General features: G+C 69.2%; 15 protein-coding genes. 5 read left to right on the plus strand and 10 right to left on the minus strand.

The window, feature by feature from the left end:
* Nucleotides 1–36: 36 nt before the first annotated feature.
* A complete protein-coding gene (locus ETD86_RS24765) occupies nt 37–1,143 on the minus strand; it encodes an NAD(P)/FAD-dependent oxidoreductase (protein WP_246148122.1) in 1,107 nt (368 codons plus the stop codon).
* A 267-nt stretch (nt 1,144–1,410) separates the two neighbouring features.
* Between ETD86_RS24765 and ETD86_RS24770 the strand changes: the two genes are divergently transcribed.
* Nucleotides 1,411–2,592: a hypothetical protein gene (locus ETD86_RS24770; RefSeq protein ID WP_138668551.1), complete on the plus strand. Its 1,182-nt coding sequence runs from the start codon at nt 1,411–1,413 to the stop codon at nt 2,590–2,592.
* Between the two features lie 110 nt (nt 2,593–2,702).
* Here the strand turns inward: ETD86_RS24770 and ETD86_RS24775 are convergent, their stop codons facing one another.
* Nucleotides 2,703–3,944 carry an extracellular catalytic domain type 2 short-chain-length polyhydroxyalkanoate depolymerase gene (locus tag ETD86_RS24775; RefSeq protein ID WP_138668552.1) on the minus strand — a complete coding sequence of 414 codons (1,242 nt, stop codon included), beginning with the start codon at nt 3,942–3,944 and terminating at the stop codon, nt 2,703–2,705.
* A 245-nt stretch (nt 3,945–4,189) separates the two neighbouring features.
* Between ETD86_RS24775 and ETD86_RS24780 the strand changes: the two genes are divergently transcribed.
* Nucleotides 4,190–5,371 carry an aminoglycoside phosphotransferase family protein gene (locus ETD86_RS24780; protein WP_138668553.1) on the plus strand — a complete coding sequence of 394 codons (1,182 nt, stop codon included), beginning with the start codon at nt 4,190–4,192 and terminating at the stop codon, nt 5,369–5,371.
* Nucleotides 5,372–5,495: 124 nt separating this feature from the next.
* On the opposite strand, the gene ETD86_RS24785 is transcribed toward ETD86_RS24780, so the two are convergent.
* The 4 genes from ETD86_RS24785 to ETD86_RS24800 form a co-directional block, all read right to left on the minus strand.
* A complete protein-coding gene (locus ETD86_RS24785) occupies nt 5,496–7,043 on the minus strand; it encodes a pectate lyase family protein (protein WP_138668554.1) in 1,548 nt (515 codons plus the stop codon).
* Between the two features lie 883 nt (nt 7,044–7,926).
* The gene (locus tag ETD86_RS24790) at nt 7,927–8,484 is read right to left on the minus strand and encodes a CGNR zinc finger domain-containing protein (protein WP_138668555.1); all 558 of its coding nucleotides are present in this window, start codon (nt 8,482–8,484) and stop codon (nt 7,927–7,929) included.
* 183 nt (nt 8,485–8,667) lie between these two features.
* Nucleotides 8,668–11,445, minus strand: a complete 2,778-nt coding sequence (locus ETD86_RS24795; RefSeq protein ID WP_138668556.1) for an AfsR/SARP family transcriptional regulator — start codon at nt 11,443–11,445, stop codon at nt 8,668–8,670.
* A gap of 45 nt (nt 11,446–11,490) precedes the next feature.
* Nucleotides 11,491–14,304 carry an AfsR/SARP family transcriptional regulator gene (locus ETD86_RS24800; RefSeq protein WP_138668557.1) on the minus strand — a complete coding sequence of 938 codons (2,814 nt, stop codon included), beginning with the start codon at nt 14,302–14,304 and terminating at the stop codon, nt 11,491–11,493.
* Nucleotides 14,305–14,639: 335 nt separating this feature from the next.
* Between ETD86_RS24800 and ETD86_RS24805 the strand changes: the two genes are divergently transcribed.
* The gene (locus ETD86_RS24805) at nt 14,640–14,960 is read left to right on the plus strand and encodes a hypothetical protein (RefSeq protein WP_138668558.1); all 321 of its coding nucleotides are present in this window, start codon (nt 14,640–14,642) and stop codon (nt 14,958–14,960) included.
* A 300-nt stretch (nt 14,961–15,260) separates the two neighbouring features.
* A complete protein-coding gene (locus ETD86_RS24810) occupies nt 15,261–15,821 on the plus strand; it encodes a GNAT family N-acetyltransferase (protein ID WP_138668559.1) in 561 nt (186 codons plus the stop codon).
* Nucleotides 15,822–15,962: 141 nt separating this feature from the next.
* On the opposite strand, the gene ETD86_RS24815 is transcribed toward ETD86_RS24810, so the two are convergent.
* From ETD86_RS24815 to ETD86_RS24825, 3 genes are all read right to left on the minus strand, one after another.
* Nucleotides 15,963–16,283 (minus strand): helix-turn-helix transcriptional regulator, encoded by a 321-nt coding sequence (locus ETD86_RS24815; protein ID WP_138668560.1) that lies wholly within the window; start codon nt 16,281–16,283, stop codon nt 15,963–15,965.
* Between the two features lie 762 nt (nt 16,284–17,045).
* Entirely contained in the window at nt 17,046–17,426 is a 381-nt protein-coding gene (locus tag ETD86_RS24820) for a CBS domain-containing protein (protein WP_281286955.1), read from the minus strand.
* Complete coding sequence (locus ETD86_RS24825) at nt 17,414–17,779, minus strand: hypothetical protein (protein WP_138668562.1); 366 nt, start codon at nt 17,777–17,779, stop codon at nt 17,414–17,416. The genes ETD86_RS24820 and ETD86_RS24825 overlap by 13 nt, the downstream gene beginning before the upstream one ends.
* A 509-nt stretch (nt 17,780–18,288) precedes the next feature.
* Between ETD86_RS24825 and ETD86_RS24830 the strand changes: the two genes are divergently transcribed.
* Nucleotides 18,289–18,696: an STAS domain-containing protein gene (locus ETD86_RS24830; RefSeq protein ID WP_138668563.1), complete on the plus strand. Its 408-nt coding sequence runs from the start codon at nt 18,289–18,291 to the stop codon at nt 18,694–18,696.
* 186 nt (nt 18,697–18,882) lie between these two features.
* On the opposite strand, the gene ETD86_RS24835 is transcribed toward ETD86_RS24830, so the two are convergent.
* Nucleotides 18,883–19,842, minus strand: a complete 960-nt coding sequence (locus ETD86_RS24835) for a Ppx/GppA family phosphatase (RefSeq protein ID WP_138668564.1) — start codon at nt 19,840–19,842, stop codon at nt 18,883–18,885.
* Nucleotides 19,843–20,068 lie beyond the last annotated feature (226 nt).

Below are 20,068 nucleotides of genomic sequence, written 5' to 3' on the forward strand. Positions count from 1 at the left end.
TGAAGCGCCGCTGCCGCCCAGCCCGAGTAGTCCATGTCAGGCGGCGCCGAACTGCTCGGTGAAGCGCCCCGTGAACAGGTCGGCCCCCTTGTACGCCGAGACCGTCTCGGCCGGGACGACGGCCGGGCCGTCGGGGGTGGGCAGCTGGCCGACACCGCCACGCGGGCCGAGCGGAAGAAGGATCATGGGGTGGGGCAACGGCTGGTAGGTGGCCTCCGGCTGCTCGCCGCGCAGGTGGGCCATGATGTTCTGGGCCACCACCTCTGCGTGCTGCATCGCGTACCCGGCCATCTTCGCCTCGGCGACATCCGTGATGTCGCCGATGGCGTAGACGTGCTCATGAACGGCGTCGTGCCCGTGGACGTTGAGGGTTTCGGTGACGGGAACCTGCCCCTGCGGCGTACGAGTCGTCAGCTGACCGTCGGCGAGGTAGTCGCTGTTGACGCGTACGCCGTGCGCGCGGAACCAGATGTCGGCGATGATCTCCTCCCCACCGGTCGTGGTGACGGTGAACGTGGCCGCCTGGCCGGGTTCGGTCGCCGGGGGTGCGGTCAGGCCGGCGCCCAGCCGCAGGTGGATATCCAGCTCATCGAGCTGGCGGCGCAGCTCCTCGCGCATCTCCGCGGGGAAGGCGGCCAGCAGCTGCTCGGCCGGGTCGACGATGGTCACGCGCTTGTGCGGCCAGACCTCCTTGATCTCCCCGGCCAGTTCCAGGCCGACCGGCCCGGCGCCGAGGATCAGCACCCGCTCAGAGCCAGCCAGTTCCTTGTGGGTCCGGAGCAGGTCGTCCAGGACCTCGTCTGTGGCGTCAGAGGCGGGCTTGGCGGGGTAGGCGTAGCTGGAGCCGGTGGCCAGAACCAGGTAGTCGGCCTCGATCCGCCGGCCTGAGGCCAGAGTGACGCCGCCTGGGTCCACCGAGACCGCGCGATCGCGCACCACCGTGCCGCGCCTGAGCCACTGGTCATAGGGGAAGAACATGTTGTGCGCCCAGCCGGGCTGGGTCAGCGCCCGCAGCGAGCCGGCCGAGTTGACGAACGCCTCACGGGGGTCGATGAGGACGACGTCGGCCTCCAGGTCCAGCGCCTTGGCGACCGTAGAACCACCGTAACCTCCGCCGATGACCACGACTGTACGACTCATCATTCACGCTCCCACACGAAAAGGGTCGAGTTCGTGTCACGAACCATATTAGTTCGCACCACGAATCGCAACTCATCCTCAGGCTCAGCACATGTGATCCGGCGCCCGTCAACATGCTCACTCACTGGCCCAGACCAACAAATTCGCGGAACGAACTACCGCACTGATGTTCATCCAGCGGGCGGGCGGGGCTACCGTTGTGTCGCCGCCCCGGCGAGCGGGGAGACATCCGGGACCGCGACCGTGCGGCACGCGTCGAAGGGAGACAGAGTGGGCCCGCGACTGGCAGCCGCCACCCTGGCGATGGTGGTGGCTTCGGCCGGATGTTCGGTCGTCTCGGCGACCGGCGGCGAGCCCAGCCCGGGTGATCGCGTCTCATCCAGGCCCAGCCCTGCTGACCTCCCGTCTGCGGGGACGAGCCACACCCCGGGCGCGGCGCGTCCCAAGGGGCGCTGGCGGGTGGTCTACCGGCAGAAGGGACTGGACCACGACGCCCGATTCCTGGACATCGCGGCCACGGGCGAGGCTGACGCGTGGGCGGTCGGTGAGCGTCCCTTCGGCACCGATGGCCACGAGGCGCTGCTGGTCCGGTGGGATGGGGAGCACTGGCGACGGGTGACGAAGGAGCTGCCGAAGGCGGCCCGACACGTCACGCTCACCAAAGTGGACGCCTCGGACCCGGGCAACGTATGGGTCATCGCCGAGGACACGGAGGGGGGAGAGTCCGGGCTGCTGCACTTCGACGGGCGGCGCTGGTCGTTCACTCCCCATCCGGCGAGCACCTCCGAAGAGGATCCCGCAGGCCCGTCCGAGGTGATCGCGCTGAGCGGAGGGCAGGCGTGGACGTTCGGTGACAGGTGGGCGCGGCACTTCGACGGACGACGCTGGACCAGCCAGTCGATCCCCATCGTCACGCACGCCGCCGTCGCGCTGTCGCCGCGGGACATCTGGGCGGTCGGCGAGGCGGACCCGCTGCCGGACGACGCCTACGCGCAGTCGGAGCCTGCGGTCGCGCACTTCGACGGCCGGGCCTGGCAGCGGATGCCCCTGCCCGCGCTGTCACTGCCCGATTCGTCCATGTCGGGACTGTCGGCGGTGCTGGCCTCGACCACCGACGAGGTATGGGCCGTAGGCGGTTACGACACAGCGGACGGTACGTTCCGCCCGCTGTCATACCGGTGGAACGGCACGGCCTGGCAGGCGGTCGCCATCGAAGGCGGGCGGCTGACCGGGATCGCCCGCGACAGTGGCGGGGTGATGTGGGTAGCTTGCCGGCGGTTCGTCTCCGAGGGCGCGGACGGCTACCGACTGCTGGCCGGCGCGGGCGGTCGGTGGTCGGGGGTCGCGCCTTCCGCCCCGGTGACCGCGATGACCGCCCTTCCCGGCGGAAAGCCGCTGTGGGCGATCGGCCAGAACGCGATCACGGAGTATCGCCAGCCGGGCGAGCAGTGACAAAGGCTTCTACGCCCGGCCCAACAGGGTGAATCATCCGCCGGGCAGGTAGCGCCATGGTGCCCTGCCCGCAGGCACGCACGGGCAGGGCAATGGGCACCCCTGGTTGTTCAGCACTTCACCCAGTTGCCAGGCGAGGTCTGCTTGATGGAGCTGGTGGTGAGGGAGCTCCACGGGCCGAGGTGCTGGCCCGAGCCCATGGCGTAGGTCTGACCCCAGACGGCGTAGGCACGCATCGCCATGGTGTGGGCGACGTTGTGCGCGGTCACACATTCCGGGGTCGGGGTCGGGGTCGGAGTCGGTCCGGGTCCGCCTGGGCCGCCTCCGAGAGCGGTGACCATGTTCATGATGGCCGTGATCTGCTTGCCGTTCTTCTGGGCGTACTGCGTGTCGCTGCCGTAGGCCCACCAGTTCCAGCAGCCGCGAGGGTTGAGGATGGGGAAGTAGCTCTCCTTGGCCTGCGGATAGAGCACGATCATGTTGTTGGTGTCGGCGTACTCGTTGAGGTTCGCCTGGTCCATGAACGTGTCACCGATCAGGCCGTGGTACTGGTAGCAACCGTGCAGGGCGACCATGAGCTTGCACGGGCCGGACTCGCAGCTCTGGGGCACGTAGGCGAATCCCACGTTGCCCATGCTGATGCCATCGGCGCTGCCGCCGGGAGCGTGGCCGTTCTGGCCGAACTGGATCAGCTTGCCGGTGAGGGTGGTGGCGGGCGCGTTCACGCTGCCGAATAGATGCCCGAGCATCTCCCGCTGCGGGTCGGTGCCGCAGTCGTTGACGTACGGTGAGGCGGTCGACGCGCATGAGACGGTGCCGAACGGGCTGACCCAACCGTGTCCGGCACCGGTGGAGGTGTTGTAGACGACGTTCGCGCCGAAATCACGGTAGTAGGTGGCCAGGTCGTCGTTGACCGCCCGCAGCACAGTCTGGTCGTTGGAGCCGTGCAGCAGCCACACCGGGTCTCCACTCAGGTTCGCGACCGGGTCGACGGTGCCCGCCGCGGCCCGGTCCCGGGTCATCTGCTCCAGTTCGGCCGGGGTCCGGCGGCGCATATTGGTCTTCATGCAGGCGTTCTGCGCGATGGTGGCCGCGGAATCGTCACCGTCGGCGCAGCCGTACGGTCCGGCGGACATGATGCCGACGCCCTGGAAGACACTCGAGTGGGCGACGTGGAGTTGGTTGGCCATGTAACCACCGGCCGACACACCGGACACGTACGTGGCGGTGATGTCGTACTTCCGCAGGGAGCCTTCGGTGGGCGGTGGAACGTCCGCGTGAGCGACAGTGGCGATGGCCATGACCAGTCCGGCCGCCGCCGTCATGGCCAGGAGAGCTTGTTTCAGACGCATCCGAGCCTCCTATCGGGGGGGTTCCTGCCACGGTGAAGAAAAAGCGGCATGGTTACGAGTGGATTCACAACCATATTTTTCGGTTGTGATGTGGCCGTGCGCGCCATACGTGGGGCGGCAATTCTCCGCGAAATCTGAAGATCCTTGGATCGGATTCACCGAAGGCCCATGACCGGAATATTCCGTGGCGAGAGGCGACGGAACCACGTGAGACTGACCATATGAGCCGGGCAGTCAGTGCATGGGTGACATCGGGTGAGGACTGTCTTGGCGTCCTTGGCCCGTTCGCGGTGGACGTGCCGTGGTGGTCGGAAGTCGAGCCGGTCGTCGCGCATGCGCGCCAGTCGCTCGGAGTGGACGTGCTGGTGTTGCGTCTGCTGAGTGTGGAGGGCGGCGAGGGCGGTCGCGACGGACATGTGACCTATCACGTCGAGGCGCTCCAGCCGCCCGCGCCAGGGCTGCTGGCCCCGCCCCCCGCCCAGCAAGGGGCGTTGGACCAGCCCGAGAAGCTGCGTGCCCCGTGGGCGCGGATCGAGGAGGTACACGATCTGCTCGGCTGGGCATCGGACATCCTGACGGCGGCGGGCCGCCCGCCGACCGGGCCGGTCGAGCAGCGCAAGACCTGGAACCTGGCCGGGCTGTTCCGCCTGCCCACACGCCAAGGCCCGGTCTGGCTGAAGGCGACGCCGGCCTTCGCCGCTGACGAGGCCGCCATCATCGGTGCGTTCGCGGACCTGGACCCTGGCCTGGTTCCCACGGTCATCGCATCAGGACCGGGGCGGGTCCTGATGGAGCACCTGTCCGGCGAAGATTGCTGGGATGCCTCCGTCGAGACCATCACGAGCGCCGTCACCCGCCTGGTCGCCGCGCAGGCCGCGTTGGCCGAGACACCCGGTGGGATCCCGCCCGGTTTGCCGGACCGACGTGGGCCCGTCGTCGCCGAGCAGGTCCGCTCGCTGCTCGACGGCGAGGTGGGCCGCGAGCTGACCGCCGAGGAACGCGCGAGCGCGTACGATCTGGTCGACCAGTGGCCCCTGCTGGCCGAGTGCGGTCTGCCCGACACGATCGTGCACGGCGACTTCCACCCCGGCAACTGGCGCAGCGACGGCGGCCCGCCGACCGTGGTGGACTTCGCCGACGGCCACCTCGGCAACCCGACGCTGGATGGGGCACGAGCTTGTGCCTTCTTGCCTCCGGCCAAACGCCCCGCCGCCGCGCAGGCCTGGATCGACGCCTGGTCCATCCACGTGCCCGGCTGCGCCCCGGCCCGCGCGCTCGCACTCGCCCAGCCGCTGGCTCACCTGACCTACGCCGCCCGCTACCAGGAATTCCTGGACGGCATCGAACCATCGGAACGGATTTACCACCTCGGCGATCCCGCCACCAGCATCCGAGCCGCACTCCGTTGTCCCATGATCCTGGACTGAACTCCCGGAACGCCCTACCGGCAGGCGCGACCCGGACCGGCCGGGGCAGAGGGGCGGGGCCCGTCAGTCTGACGGCCCCCGCCCCCGTTCCGGGCGATCAGCAGCGGGCGGCGGGACCGGCCTGCTACCCGGCGTAGGTTTCGAACTCGGCGACCTGCGGCGTGCCGGTCGAGCCGGCGATCCTGAAGGTGATCTTGCTCAGCGAGGTCGAGGCGAAGGTGATGGCGCCCGCCCCGCTGCCGGACTTCAGGACGGCGCCAGTGCCTGCGTTGATGACCTGCCAGGACCCGATGGCACCTGCGGAGCCGGACGCCTCACGGATGACGATCCTGGACACCGTCTGCGCGGAACCCCACTTGATCGAGATGTCCCCGGTCGAGCCGGCCGGCGACCAGTAGGTGCTCATGTTGCCGTCCCGCACGTTGCCGTAGCTCGTCCCGTCGGCCTTGCTGGAGCCGTCGGAGCCGGCCCCGATACTGAGGTTGGTCCCGCTGGGTGTGGGGCTGGTTGACGGCGTCGCGCTGGTTGACGGCGTAGGGCTGGTCGGTGTCGCCGTCGGTGTCTGTGGCGAGCAGTTTCCGTTCGACACCTGCATACCCTTGTTGGCGCCCGCCGTCTGGCTGACGATGTTCGGCACACAGCTTGCCCCGTCGAGGCTGTAGGGGTACGGGATGCTGACGGTGGTGTTGGACTGCGGGTCGGGGCCGGCGGGGTTGTTCTCGCTGCCGGGGCTGGACCAGGTCACGTTGTCGAAGACGTTGCCGCCGACCTGCCAGTAGCCGGCCTCGCTGGTGTAGAAGGTGCCCAGGACGTCCTTGGAGTCCTTGAAGTAGTTGTTCTCCACCTTGGCGCGAGCCCCGGCCCGGGAGTTGATGCCGGACTCGTGGAGGTTGGCGTAGGAGTTGTTGTAGATGTGAGCTATGCCGCCACGCAGCAGGGGCGTGCGGGAGTCGATGTTCTGGTACAGGTTGTGGTGGAACGTGATGAAGCCGTTCGAGAGGTCGCTCTCGCTGGACCCGATGAGCCCGCCGCGGCCGGAGTTGCGCAGAATGCTGTAGGACAGGGTCACGTACTGGGTGTTGTCCTTCATGTCGAAGAGGCCGTCGAACCCCTCCGACTCCCCGCCCGAGGCCTCCAGCGTGACATGATCGACCCAGACGTTGCGGACGCTGCTCTCCATGGAGATGGCGTCACCACCGTTGGACGTGGGCGAGCCGGACTTCTTGACGTTCCGGACGGTCACGTTCTGGATGATGATGTTCCTGGCCTCGCGGATGTGGATGCCCAGCTGGTCGAAGACGGCCCCATTGCCGACCCCGATGATCGTGACGTTGCTGATCTGCTTGAGTTCGATCACGCCGTCGGCGGTATTGCAGCTTCCGCCCGACACCTTGCTGGTGTTGCCGTGATTGACGGTCCCCTCAACCTGAATGGTGATCGGGGTGCTGCTGCTGGCCCGACTGCACAGGGCCGCATGGATCGCGGTCCCCGTGGTGGCCCTCACCGTCTGACCGCCCGCACCGCCGGTGGTCCCACCGTTGCCGGTCGCGTAGCCGGTGGCGCCGGCGGACGCCGCCGACGCCTGGATCACCGGCAAAACCACACCGATCGCGGCCGCAACGGCCGCCGTGGCCAGCGCCGCCTGGAGTCGCAACGCGACTGCTCGTCTCATCCTCGTCTCACCTTCGTCGTCGAATGCCAGGTGCGTTCTTGTCTGTGCGCTCGATGCTGCGGGCCTGCTGCAGGGCGCCCGGAGCATCGGGTGTGTCACGGGATCACGTCAGCGCGGGGTAGGCGGGCGCGCGAAAGTTGGGTCTGTCCAAATTGGACCTCTCTTGGAGCGGCTAGAGGCACACGAATCCGCGCGAGCGGCGCGGAAACGGCGAAGTGGTGTGGCGTACTGCGGCCACGGCAAAGGTGGGGACGTCGAGAGCCGTACGCCGAAAAGCTCTTCTCTGCTGACACTGGTGGAAAGCGCTTACCATTCACTCGGACCATAGAGGCGAGTATCAAAAGGTGTCAATGGTGAAGCCGAAAGCTGCAACAAAGCTGCACACGCACATGCGCCCAGCATGATGTTTGCCGTGTCGATCGACATCCGCCCAGGTCAAGCCGCGTACCAGCACCTCTGTCGACGTCGCTCGGTCGAGCTTGTCGGTGGACGCCGAGTCATGTGACCCCGGCTTGGCTCATGGCCGGATCGGTCGCGGAACTGCCGGCCGTGACCTCGGTGCCCGCTACGCCCATTACCGTTGTATGACCTGCTGGAATAAACCGTCTTCACCAAGATGATTGATGTCGAGACGAACCTCTGATCGCTGGAATTCAGCGCCACATGGATCCACGGAATGGGCATCGAAACTCTTGCATCGAAATTCTCCATGGATCTCAGAACCTGCCTTCTGCGCCAAGACCTCCTACGGCCGTCGACCCGGAAGGGACACGCCAAGCACTGGCCGGGATCACGATCCCGCCGCTGGGTGGCCGCTGCGACGACGGCGACCAGGGTGCGGGGGCGGTGGGGACCTGCTCGCGCTCCGGCTCGGCCGCCGGGATCAGCGCGCGCCGGCCGCCTGGGCCTCCTTCTTGCGGGCCCGATAAGCAGCCGCCTTGATCTTGTTGCCGCACGACTCCATGCCGCACCACTCCCGGCGCCCGCCCCGCGATCGATCAATGAAGATCTTGGTGCACTCGGGGTTGGCGCATTCCTTCATCAGCGGCACCTCGGGCCCGCTGAGCAGTTCGATGGCATGCCGGGCCACGGTGGACAGCACCTGCGCCGGGGTCGCCTCGACCCACCGCCCGGCGGCCGTGAGCTGGGGGGCCGCCGCGGGCTCGCGCGCGGTCTCGTTCACCAGGGCGAGCGCCTCACCGTCGTATCCGTCACCGGCGAGCCGGGCGGCGACCAGCGCGTAGATGGCCTCCCGCACCGCCACCGCCTGGGCCAGATCCGCCTCCCCACAGGAGGAGACGGCGTCGACAAGGCCGGACTCCAAGTACCAGGCCTCGAGCCGGTCCGCGGTGTCGAGCGTCTCGAAGCGCTCCGTACGGCGCGCGCGGAGCGTGCAGGCGAGGTCGAGCGCCGGGTTGCCGCACAGAAACACATGCTTCACATCACCACTCTGACAGGTGACTTCGAGCTACGCAATCGTCGCCACCTCTTGAACCGGTGACGCCGTTTGGAGGGACGCGGTGAGGGACGGCTCCGCGGTGGCGGGCGCGCGCGTGCTGCCGCCGGAGGCCGGCCGCGTCCGTGGATCACCAGGATGCCGGCTGTGATCTCTGCGGTAGCCGGCCTACAGCATGTTCCTGATCGGCCCCGGCATATCCGGAACGGGCTGCTCCAGCAGTCGGTTCACCTCCGCGTGGGTCAGGAGGCGTGTCTCCAGGAGGGTCTCGAAGCAGTTACGCCAGTCCTGCCGAGCCTCGACGTGCCGTCCCAGAGCGTGCAGGGTCTGGCCGGACCACCAGGCGGTCACGGCGTAGCCGATGCGGTATCCGGCCTCGCGCAGGAGCGCCAGCGCCACCTGGTAGACGTCGGCCGCCTCGGCGAGACGTCCGGCATGGACGTAGGCGCGTGCCAGGGTCGCGCGGGCCGACCCTTCCCCGTACAGAGTGCCGCTCCACTCCACGACGGCCACCTTCGCCTGCGCTATGGCCTCCTCCAGCCGGCCCTGCCGATACAGCACATGCACGCGGTTGTTGAGAATGGCGCCCCGCGCGTAGTTGTCGTCGATCTGCTCGGCGATGTCCCAGGCCCGTGTCAGGTTGGCGACGGCGAGATCGAGCTGCCCGAGCATGGTGTAGATGATGCCGAGGTTGTTGAAGGACCCCATCCTCCGGTGCGGCAGGGCGGCCTTCTCCCAGCACACAATGGCCCGTTCCAGGCGGTCGATCGCCTGCTCGTAGCGTCCCTGGTCGCGGTAGACCCAGCCCAGGTAGCTCTCCTCCTGCCCCTGGCCGGCCCAGTCTCCGCACCGCGCGGCCACCTCGGCCGCGGTCCGGTGGACGTCGGCCAGGTGCGTGACCCAGCCGCGGTAGTTGAACGGCCAGTGCAGCCCGATCGCCAGTCCGATGGCGGTGTGCGGATCGGCGGACTCGGCCGCCTGGCGGGCCACGGCCAGGAGGTTGTCACGCTCGGCTTCGGTCCATTCGCTGGCCTCCCGCGCGCTGGCGAGCGCGAGACCAGGCTGCTCAGCCTCGTACGCGGGCTCCGGGGGCTGGACGTGCACGAGCCGGGTGGCGGTGTTGACCGTGGCCAGATAATGGTGGAGCCCACGGCGGACCGCGGCCGCACGCTCCTCCGCGGGCAACTCGTGGGCGGCCTGCTCCCTGGCGTACAGGCGGATGAGGTCGTGGAACCGGTACCGGCCGGGCCCCGCGGCCTCCAGGAGCCGGGCGCCGCGGAGCCGTTCGAGAGCCGCCTCCGCCCGCGCCTCGGACCAGTCGGCCAGAGCGGCCGTCGCGGCCGGGGTGTGGGCCGGCGTGTCAAGCAGGCCGAGGAGCGGGAGGACCTGCGCGGCGTCGTGGCCGCTGGGCTCCTCGCGCAGGTGCCGGTGGCTGACCGCGATGCTGGTGCGTACGGCCAGGTCGGCGTACTGCAGGGTGTCCAGGCGCCGGGCCGCGTCGGCGAGGCGGTCGGCGAGGTCGGCCAGCCGCCAGTCGGGCCGCGCCGCGAGGCGGGCGCCGGCGATCCGGATGGCCAGGGGGAAGCCGCTGCACAGCTCGGCGATCTTCGCGGCGGCCTCCGGCTCGCGCTGGACGCGGTCTGGACCCGCGATCCTGGCGAGCAGCGTGACGGCATCGCTGTCGCCGAGCCCGGCCAGATGCAGGTGGCGGGCGTTGTCGAGCGCGGTCAGGGCATTGCGGCTGGTGACGACGGCCCGGCAGCCCGCGCCCGCCGGAATGAGCGGCCGCACCTGGTCGGCGTCGAGCGCGTTGTCGAGGATGACGAGCAGCTCACTCGCCGCGGTGAGCGACCGGTAGCGGGCGATCGCCCCTTCGAGATCGCCCGGTACGGCGGAGCCGTCCAGCCCCAGCGAACGTAGCAGGTGGCCCAGGGCATCGAGCACCGGCAGCGGCTGCAGTCCCGGAGTCGAACCGTTCAGGTTGACGTAGACGACGCCGTCGCGGAACCGTCCGGCCATCGCGTGCGCCACGTGGACGGCGAGCGCCGACTTGCCCACGCCGCCGGGCCCCTCGACCACGGCCACACCCGCGTCCGCCACCGCCTCCCGCAGCCAGCCCACCTCTTCATGCCGGGCGGTGAACGACCGGGTATCGACGGGCAGCTCAGCGGGCACGATCGTGCTGGACTGCACCGGAGTGGAGAGCTCGAGCGCCGGGTCCCTGGTGAGAATGGCCTGCTGCAGCCGGCGCAGCCGCGCGCCCGGCTCGATGCCGAGCTCCTCCACCAGGACGGTGCGGCCCTCCTGGTAGACCGCGAGCGCTTCGGACTGCCGCTCCGCCCGGTAGAGCGCCAGCATCAGCTGGGCGCGCGGGCCCTCCCGCAGGGGGTGGGCCTGGACGTGCGGGGCGAGGTCGGTCACCACCGCGTGGTGGTCCCCCGCGGCCAGCCGCAGGTCGATGTGGTCCTCGAGGACGGCCAGGCGCTCCTCCTCCAGGCGTCTGGACTCGATCTGCGCCCATGAGTCGGCCAGCTCAGCCAGAGCGCGCCCCCGCCACAGGGCCAGCGCCCGCCGGTACAGCCCGTCCGCCGTGCCCGGCTCGCGCCGCTCGCGCGCCATCCGCGCCTGGCTGGCCAGCAGCGCGAAGTTGTGCGCGTCGACGTGATCGCGGGGCACGTCCAGCAGGTAGCCGCCGGGCACGGTCGCGATGATCTCGGGGGTGAGCACGTCACGCAACTTCGACACCACGATGTGGAGCTGCTTGCCCGCCGTGGCCGTCGAGGTCTGCCCCCAGACGTCGGCGACGAGCTGACGTGCGGTGACGGTGCGGCCGGCGTCCAGCGCCAGGCGCGTCAGAAGGGCGACGCGGCGGCGGCCTGCCAGCCGTACCGGTTGCCCGTCCGCCTTGATCTCCCAGGGCCCAAGGAACCCGATTTCCAGTGCCATCAGGTAAAGAAGTGTACGAAGGGGCGGTATACCGCCGGTATGTTCTCAGAAGTGCTTGATCGGCTCTGGGGGCAGGGGGACGTCCTGGGCCAGGATCTGGTCCAGTTCCTCCTCGGTGAGGAGGTGGACGTCGCGCAGCGTCCGCGCCGACCGGTGCCAGCACTCGCGGGCTTCGGCGTGCCTGCCCAGGTCGTTCAGGGTGTCGCCGAGTCCCCACAGGGAGGTGGCTTCCACCGCGCGGTGGCCTGCTGCGCGCTGGAGTTCGACGGCCCTCCGGTAGAGGGGCTCGGCTTCGGCGTGCCGGCCCGCGCGCCGGTAGGCCTCCGCCAGTGTGTCGCACGTCGCGCCCTCGCTGTGGGGACTGTCGAAGTCCGACCAGATCTCCAGGCTCTTGCGGCCGGCGTCGATCGCGTCGTCCAGGCGACCCATCTTGATCGATATCGCGGCCCGGCCGTTGAGCATGACCGCCTCGTAATCGCGCAGGCCGCTCTCCCGGGCTGCTGCCAACGCCTTGTCCTGGGTGGCCAGCGCTTCGTCGAAGCGGCTCAGCTTGCCGTACGTCGTGCCGAGGTTGTGCAGCGGGCCGACGGCCCGCGAGGGCAGCCCCGCCCGTTCCCAGCACAGGACGGCCTGTTCGAGGTGAGCGACCGCTGACTCGAAGCGGCCCTGGTTCTTGTGGATGCAGCCCAGGTAGTTGTGCCCGCTGGCCTGACCCGCCCAGTCGCCGGCACGGGCGGCAATATCCAGCGCGTGGCGTTGGATCTCGATCAGATCGCCGAGCCAACCTCGGTGGCTGAACGGCGCGTTGACACAGGCGGCCAGGCCTGCGGCGGTTCCGAGATCGTCGGCCTGCCGGACCGCGGCGACGAGGTTGTCGCGCTCGGTTTCGGTCCAGGTGATGGCCTCCTGAGGGGTGTTCAGGCGGAGGCCGGGTTGGTCGGCTTGGAGGTTGGCCACGTTGACCGAGGTCGGGTTGAGCAGAAGGCTGGCTGTTCTGGCGGTGGCCAGATAGTGGTGCAGCGCCCGGTGGGTGGCGGCGCGGCGCTCAGGTGCCGGAATTTCCCGGGTTGCCCGCTCTCGTGCGTACAGCCGGACCAGGTCGTGCATCCGGTAGCGGCCAGGACCGGCCGGCTCCAGCAGGCGCGCCTCGAGCAGATGGTCGAGCGCCGCCTCCACGGCGTGCGCGGGCCGGTCGGCCAGGGCGGCGGCCGCCGCCGGGGTGTGCTCGGGCGTGTCCAGGAGGCCGAGGAGGTCGAACATCTCGGTCGCGTCCTGGCCCGACGGCTCCTCGCGCAGGTGGTGCAGGCTGACGGCCATGCTGGCGCGCACGGCCAGGTCGTCGTATTCCAGCGTGTCCAGGCGGCGCGTGGCGTCGGTGAGCCGGTCGGCGAGGTAGGACAGCGTCCAGTCCGGGCGGGCGGCCAGACGCGCCGCCGCGATCCGCAGGGCCAGCGGGAGGCCCCCGCACATCCGGACGATCCGCGCGGCGGCCTCCGGCTCGGCATGCACCCGGGCAGGACCGGCGATCCGGGCCAACAGCGTGGTGGAGTCGGCCGGGTCGAGCTCGGCCAGGTGCAGATGGTGCACGCCGTCGAGCGAGTTGAGCGCCTGCCGGCTAGTGATGATCACCACGCATCCCGCCCCAGCGGGCAGGAGGGGGCGGACCTGGCCGGCGTTCAGGGCATTGTCGAGGAGGATCAGCAGCCTGCGCGCGGCGGTGAGCGAGCGGTAGCGCGCCGCGGCCTCGCCCGTCGCGGTGGGTACGGCGGAGCCGTCCAGCCCCAGCGAGCGCAGCAGCCGGCCCAGCGCTTCCAGCGGCTCCAGCGGCTTCAGCCCGGCGGTCGCTCCGCGCAGGTCGACGTAGAGGACCCCGTCGGTGAAGCGGCCGGCCTCGGCGTGGGCGGCGTGCGCCGCCAGCGCCGACTTGCCGATCCCGCCCGGCCCGTCGATCGCCGCGATCGTCGGCGCGCCCGGCGTGGTCTCGGTGAGCACCTTGCCGAGCCAGGCCAACTTGAGGTCGCGTGCGGTGAAGGCCCCGGCGGAGGCCGGCAACTCGGACACCACGGGAGCCACGCCCGGCGCGGTCCGCCGGGGCGGGGCGGAGAGGTCGAGGACCGGGTCCCCGACCAGCACCGCCTGCGCCAGGCGCCGTAGCGCGACGCCTGGCTCGATGCCGAGCTCCTCGATCGTGACGCGGCGGGCGTCCTGGTAGACCGCCAGAGCGTCAGACGGCCGCGAGGCCCGGTACAGCGCGAGCATCAGCTGCGTGCGCGGGCGCTCTCGCAGCGGGTGTGCCTGGACGTGCCCGGCCAGCTCCGGAACCACGGCATGGTGGTCGCCCAAGGCCAGCCGCAGGTCGGTGTCGTCCTCGAAAGCGGACAGCCGCTCCTCGGCCAGACGCACCGACTCGATCCGCGCCCACTCCCCCTGCATCCCGGCCAGGGCCTCGCCCCGCCACAGACCCAGGGACTGGCGGAACAGCGCATGCGCAGCGGCGGTCTCACCACGTGCTCGTGCCGCACGGGCGTCGCGCACCAGGCGGGTGAACCGGTGCGCGTCCACCTGCTCAACCGGCAGGTCCAGGCGGTAGCCACCGGGCACGGTCACGATGATCTCGCCGGCCAGGTGCGCCGCGAGGGCCTCGCGGAGCTTCGAAACCACGATATGCAGCTGCTTGGCCGCGCTCGCCACAAGGTTGTCGCCCCAAACGTCGGTCAGCAGCTGCTCGGCGGCCACTGGCCGGCCGGCACTCAGCGCCAGCCGGACCAACAGGCTGATCCGCCGGCTGCCGGCCAGCCGGAGCGGTGTACCGTCCGCGGAGACCTTCCACGGGCCCAAGATCCTTATGTCCAGTCCCATGAGAGGAGCGCTCCCCTCTGTCTGTCGATACGTACAGGGCTGCCCGGTTCTGTGGCACCGATCCTAGAGTGGGGCAACGTCCTTCCGGTGAGAGTCCGCTCGAGGTCCATCGCGGTCCCAGCTCGGCGCCAAGGACCCGCGCCGCCACCGTCTACGACCGGGGCATCCTCGGCTGACCGCTCCGACGGTACGAGCGCCATGTGCGGCAAGGAGTCGCACGCAGCGGCCTTCCAAAGGCTGGCCCGCCCGCAGAAGGGCATTCCCGGAGATTGCAACTTAGGCAGCCTTACCTTGCCCTGCAAAGGCGGATAGCCGGACGCGCCTCCCGACGCGATATGCAGCGCGAGGGCTTCACCATCGGCGTCGTGCACACCCACGCCGCCCAGGCCCGCACCTTCCTCGACGACCTCGTCATCTGGCGCACCGCCCCGCCCAGCCTCGGCGACATTCCCATCACCGTCATCTCCGGGGGCCGCGCCGGAGACGGCATGCCCACCCGGCTCCGCGCCCAGGCCAACGCCTCCCACGCCCACCGCGCCAGGCAGTCCGTGAACGGACGCCACGTCATTGCTGAACACTCCGGCCACTACATTCCGCTCACCGAACCCGGCGTCATCATCGAGGAGATCAACCGCCTCGCCCTGATCACGGGTTGACGTGCAGGACGGCGCTCCTCCGGCCGGGGAACCGCGGCGCCCTTGGCCAAGGGCGAGCGCGCTTGATGTCAAGCGAACTAGCTGGTCAGCCGCTTGAAGGTCGTCAGCCATGTAAGGCAAGTGGGTTGGCCGTCACTGCCGCGCCGGTGGATCGTCGAGAGCTCCATGTCCGGCCGGCTGGTGCCGCGCTCCGTACCGGTGGCAACGTCCTGGAGGCCGGCCAGATGCGCGTCGACGCCACGGGCGCGGGCCAGTGCGGCAGCCCCGGGCGAGGGTCCCGTGTTCTATGATCATGGACGCATGAGCCAATTGCGCACGCTCTCTGCGACGGAAGTCCCTTCGGAACGACTCCTGCTTCGCAAAGCGCACGATGCCGACCGTGAAGGATTCATCGAGCTCATGACCGATCCCGAGGTTCGGAAATATCTCGGTGGTCCCCGGCCTCGGAGTGGCGTCGAGCAGCACTTCGATGCAGTCGGAACCGCCAACGCGACATCCAGACCTGGCACTTATGTCATCGCGGACAACACGACGAACCGACTTATCGGAACCTTGGTGCTCGACCGCCGGCCGACCGATCGCCCCGGTCATGTCACCGAGGATGGCGAGGAACTGGAACTGTCCTATGTACTGCGGCGCAGTGCATGGGGCGCGGGGTTCGCATTCGAGGCCGCAACGGCCGCGTTGCGCGCTGCGGCTGACGAACTCCCCGACCAGCCGGTCTTGGTCGTGACCCAGACCGCGAACAAGCGATCTCTGAAACTCGCCGCCCGCCTCGGCTTCCGCCCCATCAGCACGTTCGAGGAGTTCGGCGCTGAGCAGACGCTCTGCACGGCTCCCCTGTCCATGTTCAACATCTGATCTCAGTAACCGACACAGCGGCCCTCAGACCAGGAGACCCAGGCGACGCCGGCTCCAGCACATCGCCAGGTGCGGTCACTTCTCGCGACCAAGACCGGCCGCTACGGATGCGGCGGAACGGGAGGACCTGCGACCGTCGGATCAGGAGTCGGCCGGGCGTTGCAGGTCGTGGTCGGAGAAGATGGCGATCAGCAGGCGGATGGGCAGTCCGGCCTCCGTGGGGTAGCGGAAGTGCTGGTCGAGATCGAGCTTGTAGCGGTTGCGCCGGCCGATCCGTTCGCGGGTCAGATAGCCGGCTTGGTGCAGGTCGGCGACGATGGTCTGCACGGCACGTTCGGTGATGCCGATGCTGGCGGCGATGTCGCGCAGCCGTATGTCGGGGTCGCGGGCGATCTCCACCAGCACGCGGGCATGGTGGGTGAGGAAGGTCCAGGTGGCGGGATGATCGTCGGATGCGGTCACGGTTGTCTTCGCCTTCTCCGCCGGCCTCCCAGCTCTCAAAGGGGCAGGCGAACGTCTTTGCCTGAAGATCCTATGGCGAATCCTCTTTCCGGTATCACGCTTCGGTCATGGTCTGATCGTAGCGGCCGGCGTCGCACCGCACTCCCGAGTGGCCCACCTGCTGAAGGCGATCATGCATGAGGATGCGGCCGTGGTGCTCCCTGTCAGGGGGAGGGCTCGAGGGCGGAGACGTCGTGGCCGTCGGCGAGGATGGCACGGTACGGTCGGCGTCAGTGAGCAGGCTGCCGTTGAGTGCCCGGCAGACGAGGTCGTCCACCTGGCCATGCCGGACTGCCAGAATCCATCGGGGTCCTTGGCGGCCAACGTTGGTCACCGCATCGTTGACCGCCAGCACCAGGTCATCCTGCTGCTCCGGCGCCGGCCCGGCTCGGCGCGTGCCGGTACGCCAGCTCCAGCAGCCCTGACGGATCACGGCTGATCGGCCAGCGGGCCGCGTCGTCGGGGGAAGAAGTGGGCATCGGGCACACCTACCCCGACCGGTGCGGCCCGCGCCCAGATCCGGGCGGCTGTTGAAAGGCCCACCGTGCGGCTCCCGGCGTCCGGCGCCGGCGGCCCGGAAAGCGGCCTGCCGCATGGGAGAGCGCTGACTGACCGTGCTTGAACGCAGGAGGTCGGCTAGGCGAGGGCCTTCTCCAACTCTGCCTTGCTCATCTTCGAGCGCCCCTTGCGTACGACAACGCCCACCTCGCGTCACGAGTCGGATCAGTCCGAGGTCAGGGTGTCGATGAGGTCTCCGACGGTGGTGTCGGGCAGCGCCTTGGTCACTTCGGCGAGCGCGACGATGCCGACGAGGGCGTGACCGTCGATGACGGGCAGTCGGCGTACCTTGTGCTGCGCCATGGTCTGCAGGATCTCGCGGGCGTCGTCGTCGGCGCCGATGGTGACCGCTTCGCCCTGGGCCAGATCGCCTGCCAGGCAGGTTGCCGGATCCTTGCCCTTGGCCAGCACCTTCACCACGATGTCGCGGTCGGTGAGCATGCCCTTGAGCCGATTGTCGGCACCGCAGATGGGAAGGGAGCCGACGTCGAGGCTCGCCATCTTCGCGGCTGCCCTTAACACGGACTCAGCAGTCAGCGGTCCCACGGCGGGCTGTCGCCCATCTTCTTGTAGTAGCGGGCGAGGTGGGCCTTGACCCTGTCGACCTCGTCCGTCGGGATGTCGATGCCGCCACGAGCGCCCTGCATGATGGCGCCGGCGGCCATGATGGCCCGTGGCACGGCCTTGAGCCTGTTGTCGATGACGTCGGCGATCAGCAGCTTGTAACTGGTGAAGTTGTCGGGCTTGTCGCCGTCGTACCAGATGTGAGCGTCACGGTAGGCGGCGTCCGGCTCGTCCTCGGCGTCGGCCCAGTCGCGTACCCGCTTGTCGGCGGCGTCGCCGTCCCATGCGCGGTCCCGGTCGGCAAGCGGCAGATCCTGAAATCTCGTAACAGTCATGCCCTGCCGGCTACCCTGCCCGGCCATGACAAACGGGAGGCCAGGACCGGCCGCCTCGAGCCGGGGGCCGATCACCGATGCCCTCTTCGGCTTGCTTGAAGCCTCGCCGGGGACCGTCCCGCTCGATGCCGCCGCCACAGCCCAGGTGGTGGTGTCCCGAACGAGTTGAGCTTCGCCGCCGACCGGCACAAGGTTCTCGCGGCTCCGGTGCTACGAGCAGGGGCACGACCGGTCATACAAGACCGGCCGCGCAATGGCCTCCAACCTGTACGCCGTCGTCCAGCCCATACCGACCCCTCCGGAGTAGCGCACATGCATCTCCTGTCCCGGGCAGACCGGTCGGCGGCGCCGGGACCTCGCAGGTGAGCACGGGCTGAATTCGGCCCGGTCACCTGAAGACTCAAATCACCCTCTACGGCAATTCGGTCAGATGGTCACCGGCTACCGGGCTATTCTGGCTTGGCCTGTCGGCGAATGCCAGCGTCCGTATTCCTCGCGGAGAAGGTTCCATGCCCTCGCTACGCATGCACTACCAGCACCACGTCGGCGTGACCGTGATCATGCTGGCAGGAGAGATCGACCTGGCCACCACGCCTCAATTGCAGGACTTCATCTCTGAAGTCCGTCAGACGCCCGCCGACCACCTCGTCTTCGACATGACCGAGGTGACCTTCGTGGACAGCAGCGGCCTGCGCGTGTTGCTGGACTCCTTCACCTTCGCTCAGCAGCACGGCGGCGCCGTCCACCTGACCGCACTCCGCGGCTCGCCTGCCCGTCTCATCGAGATCACCAAGGTCGGGGAACACTTGCGCCTGCACACCAGTACCGAGATCGCTCTGGCGGCTATTTCGGCCATGCCGGACCTGCCCGCGCCTACTCGCGACACCTCCAGCGTCTCAGGCACCCGCTCTTCATGACTTGTGCGCACATTTAGGCCCACATCACATGCCTGTTCACTGATACGCAAAGGCTGCCTCGCCCGCCCCTGAAGCGATCAGGAGTAAGCATCGTCGCTGTCCATGCACAGCAGCGCGAACGAATTCACCGGGGCGTGTTCGTCGCGGCAACCGGCGTACGTTGCCGCGCTCACGTGTCGGAGGCCTTCACCCTGTAGGCGAATAGATGACGTCCTCGCGGGAGCGCAGCCTGTCCAGGAGGACGCCCTCGCGCAATGCCCAGGGGCAGATCCGTAGGCATGCCAGGCCCAGGGCGGCCATTGTGGCGTCGGCGACGATCGCGCCGGCCAGGATCTGCCTGGCGCGGGGAGCCGATACTCCGGGAAGCCGGGCACGTTGCGCGGGTGTCTTGCCGGCCAGGAGTGCGATGGCTGCGCGAAGGTCGTCCCGGCGCAGCGTACGCGCGGTATACGGTCCGCTCTTGGCCTTCGGCGCGCCGCAGAGCCGGGCGAGTTGGTAGAAGGTCCTGGACGTGGCCACCGCGGTGCCCGGGCGGGCGCGGTAGCGGGCGGAGACCTCGGCGACAGCCTCGGCCAGCACCGACTCGACGTGTTCGCGCAGGCGCTGGAAATGTTTCTTCTTGACGTGGTCCGGGTCCGGCAGGCAGTGGCGGGTCAGCCGTCCGGCTCCGAGAGGCAGGGACAGTGCCACGCAGGGATCCTCGCAGGTCCCGTAGGCGATCTCCATGGATCCGCCACCGATGTCGGCCAGCAGAATGGGCCCGGCGGACCAGCCGTACCACCGCCGTACGGCCAGGAAGGTGAGCCGCGCCTCCTGCACGGCGTCCATGAACCCCACGCGCACACCGGTGACCGACCGTATCTCCGCAAGAATGAGATCCCGGTTGGCGGCATCCCGCACGGCCGCGGTGACGAACGGGACGAACTCATGGGCCCGGTGAAGCGCGGCCGCGGCGGCAGCCGCACCGACGGAGCCGGTCAGCCGGTCGATCGCCGACCGCCCGATGACCCCCCGCCGATCGGTGTCCTCCGTCACGAGTACTTGACGCTTCAGCGTGGAAACATGTTGCGGCGGACATCCCGGATCGAGGTCGGCGATACAGAGGTGAGCTGTGTTGGAGCCGATGTCGAGTACGGCCAGACGCATGGCCGGAGATCTACCCTTCGGCAAAGTGATGACTCCTCGGCCCTTCCTCGCGTCACCCGAGGCGGACCGGCCCGGCGCCGGCCCCCGAGCCCCATCATCGCGGCGTGGTCAGGGGTTCTTGCCCATGGCCTGGCGGATCACGTCGCGAAGCCGGTCCATCATCGCGACCGGCGTGCCGACGAGGAGGTTCTTGGTGGCGGACTCGGTGCCCGGGTGCGGGTGGGTG

Origin of the sequence: Nonomuraea turkmeniaca (assembly GCF_005889735.1) — a bacterium.
Classification (GTDB): Bacteria; Actinomycetota; Actinomycetes; order Streptosporangiales; family Streptosporangiaceae; genus Nonomuraea; species Nonomuraea turkmeniaca.

Bases quoted from the DNA above. Each gene is read 5' to 3' on its own strand.
- ETD86_RS24765 (WP_246148122.1), bottom strand. From the start codon at position 1,143: ATGATGAGTCGTACAGTCGTGGTCATCGGCGGAGGTTACGGTGGTTCT.
- ETD86_RS24775 (WP_138668552.1), bottom strand. From the start codon at position 3,944: ATGCGTCTGAAACAAGCTCTCCTGGCCATGACGGCGGCGGCCGGACTG.
- ETD86_RS24785 (WP_138668554.1), bottom strand. From the start codon at position 7,043: ATGAGACGAGCAGTCGCGTTGCGACTCCAGGCGGCGCTGGCCACGGCG.
- ETD86_RS24795 (WP_138668556.1), bottom strand. From the start codon at position 11,445: ATGGCACTGGAAATCGGGTTCCTTGGGCCCTGGGAGATCAAGGCGGAC.
- ETD86_RS24800 (WP_138668557.1), bottom strand. From the start codon at position 14,304: ATGGGACTGGACATAAGGATCTTGGGCCCGTGGAAGGTCTCCGCGGAC.
- ETD86_RS24805 (WP_138668558.1), top strand. From the start codon at position 14,640: ATGCAGCGCGAGGGCTTCACCATCGGCGTCGTGCACACCCACGCCGCC.
- ETD86_RS24810 (WP_138668559.1), top strand. From the start codon at position 15,261: ATGAGCCAATTGCGCACGCTCTCTGCGACGGAAGTCCCTTCGGAACGA.
- ETD86_RS24825 (WP_138668562.1), bottom strand. From the start codon at position 17,779: ATGACTGTTACGAGATTTCAGGATCTGCCGCTTGCCGACCGGGACCGC.
- ETD86_RS24830 (WP_138668563.1), top strand. From the start codon at position 18,289: ATGCCCTCGCTACGCATGCACTACCAGCACCACGTCGGCGTGACCGTG.
- ETD86_RS24835 (WP_138668564.1), bottom strand. From the start codon at position 19,842: ATGCGTCTGGCCGTACTCGACATCGGCTCCAACACAGCTCACCTCTGT.